The sequence below is a fragment of the Methylobacterium sp. ap11 genome (genome assembly GCF_900110515.1).
GTDB classification, from domain to species: domain Bacteria; phylum Pseudomonadota; class Alphaproteobacteria; order Rhizobiales; family Beijerinckiaceae; genus Methylobacterium; species Methylobacterium ajmalii.
Window position 1 is genome coordinate 1 of record NZ_FOEB01000038.1, and the last position, 14,758, is coordinate 14,758.

Sequence of the window (14,758 nt, forward strand, 5' to 3'; positions counted from 1 at the left end):
GATAATGCTGGCGCAGGTTGGAATGTGGCCGGAACAGGCGACTTCAATGGCGATAGTCAGAGCGACGTCGTACTACATGGCGCAGGTGGTACAGTTGCGGCCTGGCTCATGAATGGCACAAATGTTAGCGAAGTAAGCCCTATCGGATATGCCGGTGAAAATTGGGGTGTCGTTGCCGGATAAAATTGTTGTAGGCCGGAATAGTAATATATTCCGGCCTACAACGAGATCGAGACGTAATTACTCAGGGGGTGTCGGGACGGCGCGGCTCGGTCGCGGCGGGTTCGTCGGGTCGCCCCCCCTTGCCGAAACGCGGTTTGGCTGATTCGTTATCGGGATGAGCCGCAGTGACCTCGACCGCCTGAGCAAGGAGGAACTGATCGAGCTGGTGCTGAAGCTGCACCGGCCCGAGAAGACCTCGCGCACCTCGTCCAGGCCGCCGGCGAGCGACCGCAAGGAGCGGCGCGAGAAGGCCCGGCCGGGCGGCGCCAAGCCCGGGCATGAGGGCTACAAGCGGGCGCTGAGCGCCGACCCGGATCATGTGGTGGAGCATCGACCGGCCTTGTGCTCAGCCTGCGGCGAGCAGCTGCCCGCCGCGCTGCCGGCCGAGGTAATCAGCGTCCATGAGCGGATTGAACCGCCCCGGGTTTCCCGGAGGCTCCAACTTCTGAGAGGATGGAGCCATGACGAAGCGAACAACGCCGTTTTCCCCCAAGGTGCGCGAGCGTGCGGTGCGGATGGTGCGCGAGCACGAGAGCGAGCACGGCTCGCAATGGTCGGCGATCCAGTCGATTGCGGCCAAGATCGGCTGCTCGGGCGAGACGCTGCGGAACTGGGTGCGCCAGTCCGAACGCGACCAGGGCGTGCGTCCCGGCCAGACGACGGACGAGCGCGAGCGGATCAAGGCGCTTGAACGTGAGGTTCGCGAGTTGCGCCAGGCCAACGAGATCCTGCGCAAAGCGTCGGCATATTTCGCCATGGCGGAGCTCGACCGCCGGTCGCGGCCATGATCAGCTTCATCGACGATCATCGAGAGGTCTACGGGGTCGAGCCGATCTGCAGGGTGCTGCCGATCGCCCCGTCGACCTACTACGTGCACGCCGCCCGACGTGCCGACCCCGAGAAGCAACCGGTTCGTGCGCGCAGCGACGCCGCGTTAATGATCGAGATCCAGCGCGTATTCGAGGCCAACTTCTTCGTCTACGGGGTGCGGAAGGTCTGGCGGCAACTAGCCCGGGAGGGGATCGTGACCGCTCGCTGCACGGTAGCGCGGCTGATGCGCAAGATGAGCTTGGCGGGGGTGGTGCGCGGCAGGGCCGTTCGCACCACGATCCCCGACCCGGCCGCAGCTTGCCCCCTCGACCGCGTCAACCGTCAGTTCAAGGCTCCCCGGCCGAACGCCTTGTGGGTCAGCGACTTCACCTACGTGGCGACGTGGTCGGGCTTCGTCTATGTAGCGTTCGTCATCGATGTGTTCGCCCGGCGCATCGTCGGCTGGTGGGCCTCACGCAGCGCTCACGCAAGCTTCGTGCTGGATGCTCTGGAGCAGGCCCTGCACGAGCGTCGTCCCGTCCAGGGTAGCGGACTGGTGCATCACTCGGACCGCGGCTCGCAATACTTGGCTCTACGGTACACCGAGCGCCTGGCCGGAGCCGGCATCGAGCTGTCAGTCGGCAGCGTTGGCGACAGCTACGACAACGCCTTGGCGGAGACGATCAACGGCCTGTTCAAGGCGGAGGTCATCCACCGACGCGGACCCTGGCGCTCCTTCGAGGCGGTCGAGTACGCCACCCTCGAGTGGGTCGACTGGTACAACCACCGTCGCCTCCTGGCGCCGATCGGCAACGTCCCTCCCGCAGAGGCCGAAGCGCGCTATCATGCTCACGTCGGCGACCAAGCCTTGGCCGCCTGACCCAAGACAAACAGCCTCCGAAAAACACGGAGCGGTTCACCAGCACGTCCACCTGCCGCAGCTTGGCCACCGCCTCTTCCGGCTTGTGCTTCTTCGTTCCCATCGCGTCCGTCCTCCGTCGGCTCAAAGCCATACTTCAGGGCGGACCACTCCAACGGGGGCTGACCAACTAGGTGCATCAATATTTTTATTGCTATTAGCATCATCTTTCATGCCCCGCCGTCGAGGTCGTCTCGCGCACTGGCGACAGCAGGTAGTCGATCACCCGGCGCCGGCCGGTGCGGATCTCCACCGTCGCGGTCATGCCCGGGGTCAGCGCCACGTCCTTGCCGTCGGCCTTGATGAAGGTCTGCGACAGGGCCACGGTCACGGGGAAGATCAAGTTCTGGGTCTTCTGCGTGCCCGTCACCGGGTTCAGGCCCTGGCCCCGCGCCACCGAGAGCGCGTCGCTGCCACCGCTCGCCTCGCGGTCGTCGACCGCGTCGCGCGACACCCGCACGACCTGGCCGTCGATCGAGCCGTAGCGGGTGAACGGGAAGGCATCGATCTTCACCACCGCCTCCTGGCCGGGCAGCACGAAGCCGATGTCCTTGTTCTGGACCTGGGCCTCGACCTCGATCGGCCCGTCGGTCGGCACCACCACCATCAGGGGCTGGCCCGCCGTCACCACCTGGCCGAGCGTCGTCACCGCGAGCTGCTGCACCGTGCCGGAGATCGGCGCCTTGAGCGCGGTGCGCTCGCGCTTGAGCTGCGCCTTCACCACGTCCTGCACCAGGGCGTCGCGCTTCTGCGCGGCTTCCGTCAGCGCCTGGTACTGGCGCGCCACGGTCTCGCTGGTGAGCTGGGTGATGCGCCGCTGCAGCGAGACCGCGCCCGCCTTGGCCTCGGTCAGCTGGCCGCGGTCGTAGGCGAGGTCGGCCGAGACCTGCTCGACCTGCTGCACCGCGTCGATCACCGCCGCGCGGGTGCCGGCGGACTTCGCCACCAGGGTCTCGCGCATGTCGGCGCGCTCCTTGAGCACCGCCTGCAGGCGCATCCGCGCCGCGATGCTGGCGGTGAAGCGCTCCTGCGTCGCGACCTTCTCGGCGAGCTGGGCCTCGAACGCCTCGCGGGTGGTGACGTACTGGCCGATCTCGGCCAGCATCGCCCCCTCCTCGCGCGCGCGCACCGCCGGCGGCACGCCGGCCGGGAAATCCACCTTGGCGGTGAGCCGGTTCTTCTCCACCGCCTCGATCGTCGCGCGCCGCCGGGCGATCTGGGCCTCGAGCGCCGCGAGGTCGCCCTGGCGCGAGGACAGGTCGGCCTCTGCTTCCGTGGGCTCGAGCGTCAGGAGCACGTCGCCGGCCTGGACCCGGCTGCCGTTCTCGACCGCGATGGTCTGGACCTTGCCGGTGTCGAAGGGCTGCACGACCTTCGAGCGGCCGGACGGCTGGATGCGCGCGGTCGCGACCGCGTGGATGTCGATCTGGGCGAAGATGCTCCAGACCAAAGCCGCGCCGAACATCAGGCACATCACCCAGGTGAACACCACCGCGTAGGGCGAGGGCGGGGTGTCGAGGATCTCGAGATGGGCCGGCAGGAACTCCTGGTCGGAGCGGTCGTCGGCGAGCCGCCGCACCCGCTCGGACAGGCCGCGCGGGCTGAAGCGGGCCGGCGGCGGGGGCTGGCGCCGCGGGGTCGGCAGGTTGGGGGAGGCGGGTTGCGGGGCGGCGCTCACGCGGCTTCTCCCTGGGCTGAGCCGTGGTCGGACTGGAGGCGCCAGAGGCGGCCGTAGAGCGAAGTCGGCCGCTCGACGAGTTCCCGGTGGGTGCCGTCCTCGACGATGCGCCCCTCCTGCACGGCGATGATGCGGTCGCAGATCCGCACCGCGGCGAGGCGATGCGCGATGATGATGACGGTGCGGCCGCGCACGATGTGCTTCATGTTCTCCTGGATGATCCGCTCGCTCTCGTAGTCGAGCGCCGAGGTCGCCTCGTCCAGGATCAGGATGCGCGGGTTGGTGGCGAGCGCGCGCGCAATGGCGAGCCGCTGGCGCTGCCCGCCCGACAGGTTGGCGCCGCGCTCCTCGATCGGGGTGTCGTAGCCGAGCGGCAGGCGGTTGATGAACTCGTCGGCACCGGCGAGGCGGGCCACCTGCATCACCTGCGCCCGCGACAGGCCGGGATTGGCGAGCGCGATGTTCTCGAACACCGTCTTGTTGAACAGGAGGTTCTCCTGGAGCACGACGCCGATCTGCCGCCGCAGCCAGGCCGGATCGACCTGGGCGATGTCGACGCCGTCGACCAGCACCTGGCCCTTCTCGGGCACGTAGAGGCGCTGGAGCAGCTTGGTGAAGGTCGACTTGCCCGAGCCCGACGGGCCGACGATGCCGATGACCTGGCCGGCCGGGATGTCGAGGCTGACGTCCTTCAGCACTTCGGGCGTGCCGGGCTGGTAGCGGAACGACACGCCCCGCACCGTGACCTGGCCCTTGGCCGGCGGCAGGTGGGCTTGCGCCAGCGCCCGGGTCTCCGGCGGGCAGTTGAGCACGTCGGCGAGGCGCTCGAGCGACACCTTGACCTGCTGGAAGTCCTGCCAGAGCTGGGACAGGCGCAGGATCGGGGCGGTGACCTGGCCCATGATCATGTTGAAGGCGATCAGGCTGCCGACGGTCAGCTCGCCGTTCATCACCGCGTAGGCGCCGAAGAACAGCACCAGCGCGGTCGTGACCTTCGAGATGTACTGGATCGCATTCTGGCCGATGCTGGCCACCAGGCCGGCGACGAACGAGGTCTTGACGTAGGCGGCGAGCCGCTCGTCCCACTGGCTCTTCAGGGTCGGCTCGACCGCGAGCGCCTTGACGGTGTGGATGCCGACCACCGACTCGATCAGGAACTGGCTCGACAGGGCCGAGCGGTTGAAGCGCTCGAGCGTCTTGTCGCGCAGGATCGGCCGCAGCAGCACCGCCACCAGGATGTAGCACGGGATCGACAGGGTGACGATCAGCGCCAAGAGCGGCGAGTAGAAGTACAGGACGGCGAGGAAGATGAACGTGAAGGGGACGTCGATCGCCGAGGTCAGCGCCTGGCCGGTGAGGAAGTTGCGCACCGTCTCGAGTTCGCGCACGCGCGCGACGGTCTGGCCAGCGGGCCTGGTCTCGAAATAGCCGAGCGGCAGGCGCATCAGGTGGTCGAACAGGCGCGCGCCGAGCTCGACGTCGATGCGGCTGGCGGTATGCGTGAGGATGTAGCCGCGCAGGTATTGCAGCACGACGTGGAACAGGCCGAGCACCACGAGGCCGACGGCGACCAGCGTCAGGGTCGAGTAGCCGCGGTGGACCAGCACCTTGTCGATGGTGATCTGGAAGAAGATCGGGGTGATGAGGGCGCAGAGCTGGATGAACAGCGAGGCGACCAGCACCGTGACGAGCGGCTTGCGGTAGCGCCAGACCGAGGGCGCGAACCAGGTCAGGCCGAAAGTGTGGAGCGCCGTCTGGAGGTTGGCGCGGCGCGCGACGAGCACGATGGTGCCGGTCCAGCGGGGTAGGAACGCCTCGGCCTCGACGTGGTCGGCGGTGCGGGCGACGGGGTCGATGATCCGGAGCTTGCCGTCCTCGAAGCGCCGGCCGAGCACGACGAAGCGGCCGTCCTCGACCTCGAGGATCGCCGGCAGCGGGATGCCGTCGAGGCGGGCGGGCTTCTGGTTCTGGAGCAGGCGCCCCTTGAGGCCGAGGCGCCGGGCGCCGCGAACGATGTCGGTGGCGCTCATCGCGGTCTGGCCGAGGCCGAGATCGTGGCGGACCTGCGCCGGCTCGCACGGGATCTGGTGGAACGAGGCGACGAGGGCGAGCGCGCCAAGGCCAAAATCCGCAAGCGGATTTTTTAATTCAGTTTCATTTGTCATCTTATTTCTTAAATCACCTCTCATAGATTATATATTTATTTAAAATCATGTTTTTTCTCCTCCATTTTGTTACATGAGTATAACATATATTATTTATTAAATAAATATGTCTAAAATATGTATTTGCAAAAATCCAGTTACAGTCGCTACTTGCTTTGAGGACGAACCATGCCCCAGTGCTGTGCGCACGCAACGGCGAAGCTTCACGCTGTGACAGTCTTACTTGTAATCTGCCGCATTTCACGCATTAGAAGATGAACATCTGTCTAGTAATTAGCCAAAAAACTGACAGCATCGCTTCAAGCGAGGCAGTCGGCATGAAAACCTCCCATCGCTCGCCGTCAGATAAGTACTCGAACCCGCAACTGTAATGCTAGGCTGAGGAGCCCTCGGTCGTCGTCCTCGACAGCGGCACCTTCGACGACCGAGAGCGGAGTTCGCGCTGCTTGGGATGGCCATAAGCGCGCGGCTCGGAGCTGCACGCGGTAGTCGATACGCTGGGACAGATCCTGGTGCGGCACGTCACGCCCGCCAACGTCGATGCCCGCTCCGCCGTCGCCGCGCTGGCTGATGCCGTGCAGGAGGCCACCGGTGACAGCGTCGACCTCGCCTATGCCGGTCAGGGCTACACGGGCGAGCGGGCGGCGAAGGTGACGCCGACCACGGCATCGTCTTGCAGGTGGTGAAGCTGCCCGAGGCCAAGCGCGGCTTCGTTCTGCTGCCACGCCGATGGGTAGTCGAGCGCGCCTTCGCCTAGATGGCGCGCTTTTGCCGCCTGACCCGCGACTACGAACGCCTGTCCACCACCCTCGCCGGACTACTCTCATCGCCTTCAGCGTCCTCCTCCATAGGGCCGCAGATGCCAAGGAGGTCTCACATCCAAACTGACGACAATCAAAACAAATTCAAAACCGGCCGCATGCTGAACCTGTACGGATAACATGCCCCTCTGAAGAGAGTTTCATTCTTCAGCACGGTTACAATTATCAATGATAAATTTATATTTATTATTTCTAGACCATTCAACTCATAAATATAAAAACATAAATTTGACATATTTTAGAGATTTCAAACGTTAATAAACCGACTTCTCATACAATGCTCTAAGTGGAATTTGAAATATGTGCGGGATCGTGGGAATTGTCGGACGCAGTGCCGTGGCGGAATATGCAATCGAAGCGCTACGCCGGCTTGAGTACCGTGGCTACGATTCGGCCGGCATCGCCACCCTGGAATCCGGCCGGCTCGAGCGCCGGCGCGCCGAGGGCAAGCTGTCGAACCTGCAGCTCAAGCTGCTCCAGAGCCCGCTCGCCGGCACCATCGGCATCGGCCACACCCGCTGGGCGACGCATGGCCGCCCAAACGAGACCAACGCCCATCCCCATGCCACCGATCGCCTGGCGGTGGTCCATAACGGCATCATCGAGAATTTCCGCGAGCTGAAGGCTGAGCTGCAGGCGCAAGGCTGCGTCTTCGAGACCGAGACCGACACCGAGGTCGTGGCCCAGCTCGTCTCCCACCTGATGCGGACGGGCTTGGGGCCGGTCTCGGCCGTCGAGGCGGCCCTGCCGCGCCTGCGCGGCGCCTTCGCGCTCGCCTTCCTGTTCGCCGGCGAGGAGGACTTTTTGATCGGCGCCCGCCACGGCGCGCCGCTCGCGGTCGGCTTCGGCGACGGCGAGACCTATCTCGGCTCGGACGCGCTGGCGCTCGCCCCCTTCACCGACGAGATCACCTATCTCGAGGAGGGCGACTGGACCATCCTGACCCGCGACGGCGCCGAGATCCGCGACGGTGCCGGCAACGTCGTCGCCCGCCCGCGCCAGAAGATCGCCACGCAGGCCTTCCTGGTCGACAAGGGCAACTACCGCCACTTCATGGCGAAGGAGATCCACGACCAGCCGGAGGTGGTGGGCCGCACCTTCGCCCATTACATCGATCTTGCCGCCGGCCGCGTCGCCCTGCCGGAGGCCTTGCCGTTCGACTTCGCGAACCTGAGCCGGATCTCGATCACCGCCTGCGGCACCGCCTACTATGCCGGCTTGGTGGCCAAGTACTGGTTCGAGAAGATCGCCCGGCTGCCGGTCGAGATCGACGTCGCCTCCGAGACCCGCTACCGCGAGCCGCCGCTGGAGAAGGGCGGGCTGACGCTGGTCATCTCTCAATCGGGCGAGACCGCCGATACCCTGGCCTCGCTGCGCTACGCCAAGGCGCAAGGCCAGCACACGCTGGCGGTCGTCAACGTGCCGACCTCGACCATCGCCCGCGAGGCTTCGGCCGTGGTGCCGACGCTCGCCGGCCCCGAGATCGGGGTGGCCTCGACCAAGGCGTTCTCGTGCCAGCTCACGGTACTGCTCTGCCTGGCGCTCGCCGCGGGCCGGGCACGCGGCACCTTCGACGCCGGGGAAGAGAAGCGCGTCGTCGACGCGCTGATCAAGGTGCCGGGCCTGATGGCCGAGGCCCTGAAGCGCGAGGAGGAGATCGAGGTCCTGGCCCGCGAGATCGCCAAGGCCCGTGACGTGCTCTATCTCGGCCGCGGCACCGCCTACCCGATGGCGCTCGAGGGCGCGCTAAAGCTCAAGGAGATCTCCTACATCCACGCCGAGGGCTACGCGGCGGGCGAGCTCAAGCACGGCCCGATCGCGCTCATCGACGACGCCGTGCCGGTGATCGTGATCGCGCCGCACGACGCGACCTTCGAGAAGACCGTCTCGAACATGCAGGAGGTCGCGGCCCGCGGCGGTAGGATCGTGCTGATCGGCGATGCGCGCGGCGCCGATGCTGCCGGCCTCGACACGCTCGCCACCCTGATGATGCCGGACCTCGATCCGGTGGTGGCCCCGATCGTCTACTCGGTTCCAATGCAACTGCTCGCCTACCACACCGCCGTGGTGCTCGGGAAAGACGTCGATCAGCCGCGCAACCTGGCGAAATCCGTCACAGTCGAGTGAATTAGAGCGTCGCCCGATCAGTCTGAAACGTAGCAGTCTTTGTGATAGCCGGCCGCATTGAGGTAGTTGCGACACTCCTGCGGGGTGAAGGCAGCGAAGGCTTGGCGGATCGCAGCATGCAAGTCTTCGACTGTTCGCGCGGCTGCGGTGCACAGCAACGTCTTGAGCTTGGCGACGGCCTGCTCGATCGGGTTGAACTCCGGGCTGTAGGGCGGCAGGTACACCACCCGTGCGCCAGCCGCCGCGATGGCCTCGCGCACGCCCGTCACCTTATGGGCCTGGAGGTTGTCGAGGATCACCGTGTCGCCTGGCCGGAGCACCGTAAGCGGAGCCTTCAGGCCACGGCTTTGAGGTCTTGCGCGCTGGCGTAGGCCCAGGGCAGCAGCTCGTCGAGGCGGCGGTTGGGATGGCCCTCGGCGATGCGGGTGAGCACGTCGCTCAGGTAGGCATGCGGCTCCACGCTGTTCAGCTTGCACGTCTCGACCAGCGACGCGATCACCGCCCAGTGCTGGCCGCCGCCGTCCGAACCAGCAAACAACGCGTTCTTGTGCGTCAGCGCCAGCGGCCGGATCGCCCGCTCGACCACGTTCGAGTCGAGTTCGACCCGGCCATCCTCCAGGAACACGCACAGCCCCGCCCAGCGCGACAGCGCGTAGCGGATCGCCTCGGCCAACCGGCTCTTCTGGCTCAGCTGCCCGAGCGTCTCGCGCAGCCAGGGCTCCAGCGCCGCGATCACCGGACGGCTGTGCTCCTGGCGCTGCATCCGCCGCTCCTCGGCCGAGCGGCCGCGGATCTCCGCCTCGGTCCGGTACAGGCGCGCGATCCGTTCCAGCGCCTGCGTGGCGATCGGCGCCGGCCGCCTGCTCACGCTGATTGGCAACGTCCCTCCCGCCGAGGCCAAAGTGCGCTATCATGCCAACGTCAGTGACCAAGCTCTGGCCGCCTGATCCAAGACAAACAGCCTCCGAGAAACCCGGGGCGGTTCATCGGGGTATGGTAAAGGTTGGAGGCATGCTGCGCCGGATGATCCGATGTGATGGCACCGACTACCCCGAGCTGCCTAGGTGTCGTATCTTCTCGATCAGACCGCACCGTAAGGCAGACCACGCGTGCAATATCGCAAAATAAATGACCATAGTAAATGGAGATCACAAACTATGAAATGCATAGTATTTGGTCACAGTAATATGACCACTATGATTATGGCTGCAAATCAAGATAACAAAATTCTGGTCGACGAAAATAACATCAAATTTTCTTTGGTTCAATTTCCATGGCTTAAATCCGTTAGCCCCATAATTCGAATCGTTAACAACGATCAGGTGATACTTAATGACGCCCTAATGATGGAGTTAGAAAAAGCGGGAATATTTGAAAAATCTGAAGAGACAGTTATAGTTTCTACAATGACAGGCAACGAAAACCATATAATATCATTGCTTAAAAACGAAGATCCTTTTGATTTTATTCTTCCTGATGAAGAAGATCTACCATTAGAGGAGAATGCGAACATAATTAGTTACGATATAATGTATAGAATGATTTTGAATCGAGTTGAGCAGTGGTGGCCTTTTGTAAGAGGGCTAAAAAAATTAACCGAACGACGAATTATGCAGGTTAGTCCTGTTCCGCCGATTGGTGATAATGATCGTATTCTAGAAAAACTTGATCAATATTTTAAAGAAAACTCAGAAAATCCAGAAATATCAAGTAAAATATTGAGATATAAAACTTGGAGATTATTAAGTAAAATCTTGCAAGATTTATGCGAAAAAGATGATGTTGAGTTTGTTCCCGTCCCACAATCTATGCTCGAAGATGGAAAATTTCTTTCGAGAGATGGTTGGTATACAGACGCAACCCACGGATCTCCCGAATATAGCAAATCAGTACTGAAAGAAATATCATCTCGCCTTTAAACTCAAGGAGTCTGATCATGTCACAAAATCCCTATCGCTCTCTCCCTGATTATAATTTCTGGCGCAATCTAGCGGCGACCCCGTATGACGAAGTCGATTTATGTATAGGATCAAAATTTTTAATTTCTCAGACTGATAAAGTATCGACAGCAGGTAGTTGTTTCGCTCAACATATAGCGAAGCGCTTGGCCGCAAGTGGATATACGTATTATATTACCGAGTCGGCTCATCGTTTGGTTCCAGAAGACTTAGCATTAGAAAATAACTACGGGGTTTTTTCTGCAAGATATGGCAATATTTATAGCGTCGCGCAATTGTTGCAGCTTTTTCAGAGATCATACAATATATTTATGCCCAAAGACGATATCTGGATAGATAAAAATAAAAAATTTCGCGATCCATTCAGGCCTGCTGTTGAATATTCTGGTTTTTCATCTTTAAGCGAATACTATAAAGATAGAGAGAGACATTTTTATGCGGTCAGAAAAATGTTTGAAACTACAGATATATTTGTTTTTACTCTCGGACTAACTGAATGCTGGGCCTCAAAAGAAGATGGTGCGGTTTATCCAATTTGTCCTGGTGTTATAGGGGGTTCTTTTGACGAAAGAATACACCAATTCGAAAACCATACGGTAGAAAGAATGATGTCAAACATGGAAGATTTTATAAGTTTACTAAAAAATGTAAACAGTAAGTGTAGAATCATATTAACTGTATCACCCGTTCCCTTGGCAGCTACCTATGAAAATAGGCACGTTTTAGTGTCTACTACATACTCCAAATCGGCTTTGCGCGTCCTTGCAGAACAAATATCTATTAAATATGAACATGTAGAGTATTTTCCTTCTTATGAGATAATAACTGGAAATTTCAACCGCGGAAAATACTATGCGAAAGATCTTAGAAATGTTTTAGATAGCGGCGTAGATCATGTAATGCGTGTTTTCTTCAAAAATTTCACGCAAGGAGATATATATGCGCCGAACGATACAGAACAAAAGTCAAACAAAGTCGAAAATTCTGTTGACATAGCAGAAAAAATTGCATCGGCTATATGTGAAGAAAGCGTTCTTGGGAATGCAGTAAATAATATATAAAATATACGTTATTTATCGACTATATGGTGAACTGCTCCGATCGTCTCTCTTCTCAGACGCTCGGAGTAGCTTCATTTGATGAAGTGCGAGACAAAGCGCTCCGGTTATCTTTGACAATGATTGTCTTGGGGGTCATAGATCCAAGGATTAGCCGCAGACGCGATTATAATATTACGCTTCAACTTCGGCCGAGTACATTTCTGACTGGTGCGAGCAGGCATGTTGCTCGACAGACCAGAGAGGGATTCCCGTCATCTATCATCGGCTGAACGAGAGTAAAAACCCTCTCAATAGGGGCATGGCAGCTTGCATGGCTGCTTATCCACCAGATCTAGTGCATTGACGCATTCAGAGGATTCACAAGAGGCGTGAGCCGTGCGAGTTTGAGGGCATGGCTCAGACTGTCTGCGTGATCCCCAGCGCCGCCGACCTGGCGGACCTGTCCGCCATCGACGCCGATCAGGCGCGACCCCTCAAGCACATCCAACGCGCCCGCATCATCCTGCTCTCGGCCGAACGCCTCTCCGTCCTGGACGTCGCCCACCGGGCCGGCGTCAGCCGGCCGGCCGTCTGGCGCTGGCAACAGCGCTACGCCGAAGAAGGCGTCGAGGGACTGTTGCGCGACAAGACCCGTCCGCCCGGCAAGCCGCCTCACTCCACCGACACCGTCGCCGAGGTACTGGCGCTGACCTGCTCCGAGCCGCCCGGTGAGGTCACCCACTGGACCGGCCGCGCCCTGGCGCAAGCCGTCGGGATCTCCCTGCGGTCCGTCCAGCGTATCTGGGATGCCCATCGCCTCCAGCCGCATCGGGTCCGCAGCTTCAAGCGCTCGAACGATCCCGCCTTCGCCGAGAAAGTCGAGGACATCGTCGGCCTGTACATGGATCCCCCGCGCCACGCCGTCGTGCTCTCGCTCAACGAGAAGAGCCAGATCCAGGCCCTGGAGCGCACCCGTCCGAGCCGATCGCTCATGCCAGGTCGCCCCGAGACCCAGACCCACGACTACGTCCGTCACGGCACTACGACGCTGTTTGCCGCGCTCAACGTGCTGGCGGGTACCGTGATCGGCCGCTGCATGCAGCGTCACCGCCACGACGAGTTCCTGCGCTTCCTCAACACCATCGAGGCGGCGGTGCCGGCGGGCAAACTGATCCACGTGATCCTGGACAACTATGCCACCCACAAGCACCCGACGGTACGGGCCTGGCTAGCCCGGCATCCGCGCTGGATCTTCCACTTCACCCCAACCTCGGCCTCGTGGATGAACGCGGTCGAGGGCTTCTTCTCGGCCCTGACCCGGCGCAGGCTGAAACGTGGCAGCTTCAGCGGGATCGTCGACCTCCAAGCTGCGATCAACCGCTACATCGTCGAGCACAACGACAGGCCGAAGCCCTTCGTCTGGACCAAGCCGGCCGCCGCCATCCTCGATGCCGTCAATGGCAACGCTGCACCATCCGAATGAGTCGATGCACTAGCGGCTGACACTGGCGTCGCTGACACCGAACCGCGCGCCAGCTTGGCGGCAGGACGCGCCCGCCATGACAGCGGGCACCACACGCTCACGCAGATCGACAGATAAGGGTGAAGTCATCGCCGGCTCCTGCACCCAGACAACGCCCTACCCAACTTGGCCGTTGCAGGGCTATCACACAGCGCTCTAGCTAAGCGCCTGCACTATCACGTGCACTTCACCCTAACCTCCGCCTCGTGGATCAACCAGGTCGAACGATAGTTGGGCCTGCTGACGGAGCGCACAATCCGACGTTGTGTCCATTGCTCCGTGGCCGAGCTTGAGCGCTACATTCGCGCCTTCGTCGAGGACACTAGTCGTGTTGGCAATCTTTAGGAAGTCACAGTAGACGTGACCGGCTCGCCTGCAACAATCTTTTCGTACGATCAGATTAAGGGCCTCAGCATCAGAGCCAGTGAGATTGGTGATTAAGCTCTGATTCCCAATGAACACGTCCAGCGGCCGTCGTATGTCTTCTCCTTGCGAACGTCGGGCATGCCATGGCTCCTCGTCTCTCAAAGAAACTCCATGGTGCTGCGTTTGTGCCACCGGAGGCAAGCCGAATTTATCGTTTGCGCATCGGCCGAAAGTGGGGATCATAGGCCATTATTTGTGAGCGTGCAGCATCTGGCGTCCGTTCGATGACAAGGCTGCGCAACGGAAAGTGCGGATCGAAGGCATCCACGGCCGGCTTGCGGCTGGGCGCAGCCTTGGCACCAACATCGGCTCGCGCGTGATTTTTCTGCATCCTACTCCTTTCATACAAAGATCTTGCTCATAGATGATTAGCGATCTTTAATCTGTAGCGGGATCGACACAGTGGTTCAGGACTGAACGCTTCCCCTGATCACGCCACCGCACCACAGTCGCAGGATATAACCAGCGTGGACGTGAGGAGGAGGTAGGAGAGCGCGCTCAATGCGCGACACCGTAGAACACGATGCGCTCCAGCGCCTCCTCAAAGGTCGTGTGCTCGCCGGCGATCGGCTCGTAGAAGGCCTCGCCCATTCGCTCAACTTAAACCACTCCTGGGTCGGACCGCCCGGATCCTTCTTCTGCCAGCGGCGCACGCACCCGATCGTCCTCCCATCGCGACAGAGCTGCCGAGTGCCCGATCGTTCGTCCAATCCTGGGAGCCAGGCTTAGTCAAAGGTGATGAACATCGTGTGCGTCTCCCTGGGCAGGCCCGCATGGTGTGGCGTTCAGCCGGCAGAAATCATAACCGGTCAGCGAAAATCGTTATGGCGCGGTCCGGAGTGCAGATCGGCCTCATCCTGAGGTTCTCGAAGGACGACCTCATAGATCTCCTGATGCTCGTAGATGAAGGCGATCATGGCCGCGACCGGTGGTCGAGCTCCGCCAATGCAAAAGGTGCTCCTGCTTCTCGGCCTACGCCTGTTCCCGCCCGAGTAGTGGATCTGCGATGCAGCCCGCTGCTTCCGCGCTGGCGGATCCGAACTGGCCGATGCCGGCTACGGCAGCAGCGC

General features: G+C 61.1%; 9 protein-coding genes, 5 pseudogenes and 2 other annotated features. Of the genes and pseudogenes, 9 read left to right on the plus strand and 5 right to left on the minus strand.

From position 1 onward, the window contains the following. From BMX97_RS33415 to BMX97_RS30430, 3 genes and pseudogenes are all read left to right on the plus strand, one after another. Positions 1–183 (plus strand): hypothetical protein (locus tag BMX97_RS33415; protein WP_210187697.1); only part of this gene is annotated, 183 nt, incomplete at its 5' end. A gap of 154 nt (positions 184–337) precedes the next feature. Then, positions 338–652 (plus strand): annotated as a pseudogene (locus tag BMX97_RS30425) (IS66 family transposase); the annotation flags it as partial. Between the two features lie 31 nt (positions 653–683). Continuing rightward, positions 684–1,912 (plus strand): IS3 family transposase gene (locus BMX97_RS30430; RefSeq protein ID WP_091754864.1). Its coding sequence is split into 2 segments (ribosomal slippage): positions 684–978 and positions 978–1,912, totalling 1,230 coding nucleotides; the frame shifts between segments, so codons are not numbered across the junction. Further along, positions 965–1,081 (plus strand) — a sequence feature (AL1L pseudoknot). Its footprint overlaps the gene before it by 117 nt. A gap of 202 nt (positions 1,913–2,114) precedes the next feature. On the opposite strand, the gene BMX97_RS30435 is transcribed toward BMX97_RS30430, so the two are convergent. Both BMX97_RS30435 and BMX97_RS30440 read right to left on the minus strand, forming a co-directional pair. Beyond that, a complete protein-coding gene (locus BMX97_RS30435; protein ID WP_091754865.1) occupies positions 2,115–3,629 on the minus strand; it encodes an HlyD family type I secretion periplasmic adaptor subunit in 1,515 nt (504 codons plus the stop codon). Beyond that, the gene (locus tag BMX97_RS30440) at positions 3,626–5,794 is read right to left on the minus strand and encodes a type I secretion system permease/ATPase (RefSeq protein WP_177202408.1); all 2,169 of its coding nucleotides are present in this window, start codon (positions 5,792–5,794) and stop codon (positions 3,626–3,628) included. Before BMX97_RS30440 ends, BMX97_RS30435 begins: the two co-directional genes overlap by 4 nt. Before the next feature lie 512 nt (positions 5,795–6,306). On the opposite strand from BMX97_RS30440, the gene BMX97_RS33245 reads away from it, so the two are divergent. Then, a complete protein-coding gene (locus BMX97_RS33245) occupies positions 6,307–6,480 on the plus strand; it encodes a hypothetical protein (protein WP_177202409.1) in 174 nt (57 codons plus the stop codon). A gap of 435 nt (positions 6,481–6,915) precedes the next feature. Beyond that, positions 6,916–8,742: a glutamine--fructose-6-phosphate transaminase (isomerizing) gene (gene glmS, locus BMX97_RS30445; RefSeq protein WP_091754867.1), complete on the plus strand. Its 1,827-nt coding sequence runs from the start codon at positions 6,916–6,918 to the stop codon at positions 8,740–8,742. Between the two features lie 17 nt (positions 8,743–8,759). On the opposite strand, the pseudogene BMX97_RS30450 reads toward glmS, so the two are convergent. Together BMX97_RS30450 and BMX97_RS30455 are read right to left on the minus strand one after the other, a co-directional pair. Beyond that, positions 8,760–9,059: pseudogene (locus BMX97_RS30450) on the minus strand (transposase); the annotation flags it as partial. A 17-nt stretch (positions 9,060–9,076) separates the two neighbouring features. Next, positions 9,077–9,598, minus strand: a pseudogene (locus tag BMX97_RS30455) (transposase); the annotation flags it as partial. Positions 9,599–9,929: 331 nt separating this feature from the next. Between BMX97_RS30455 and BMX97_RS32510 the strand changes: the two are divergent. The 3 genes from BMX97_RS32510 (at position 9,930) to BMX97_RS30465 (ending at position 13,223) form a co-directional block, all read left to right on the plus strand. Next, positions 9,930–10,661 (plus strand): hypothetical protein, encoded by a 732-nt coding sequence (locus tag BMX97_RS32510; RefSeq protein WP_143074752.1) that lies wholly within the window; start codon positions 9,930–9,932, stop codon positions 10,659–10,661. Between the two features lie 17 nt (positions 10,662–10,678). After that, positions 10,679–11,761 carry a GSCFA domain-containing protein gene (locus BMX97_RS30460; protein ID WP_091754883.1) on the plus strand — a complete coding sequence of 361 codons (1,083 nt, stop codon included), beginning with the start codon at positions 10,679–10,681 and terminating at the stop codon, positions 11,759–11,761. A 391-nt stretch (positions 11,762–12,152) separates the two neighbouring features. Further along, entirely contained in the window at positions 12,153–13,223 is a 1,071-nt protein-coding gene (locus BMX97_RS30465) for an IS630 family transposase (protein WP_177202410.1), read from the plus strand. A gap of 12 nt (positions 13,224–13,235) precedes the next feature. Here BMX97_RS30465 and BMX97_RS32515 read toward each other — a convergent pair. After that, positions 13,236–13,352 (minus strand): annotated as a pseudogene (locus BMX97_RS32515) (IS630 family transposase); the annotation flags it as partial. 66 nt (positions 13,353–13,418) lie between these two features. Here BMX97_RS32515 and BMX97_RS34045 point away from each other — a divergent pair. Continuing rightward, a pseudogene (locus BMX97_RS34045) lies at positions 13,419–13,580 on the plus strand (IS630 family transposase); the annotation flags it as partial. A 966-nt stretch (positions 13,581–14,546) separates the two neighbouring features. Next, positions 14,547–14,647 (minus strand) — a sequence feature (AL1L pseudoknot). Between the last annotated feature and the right edge of the window lie 111 nt (positions 14,648–14,758).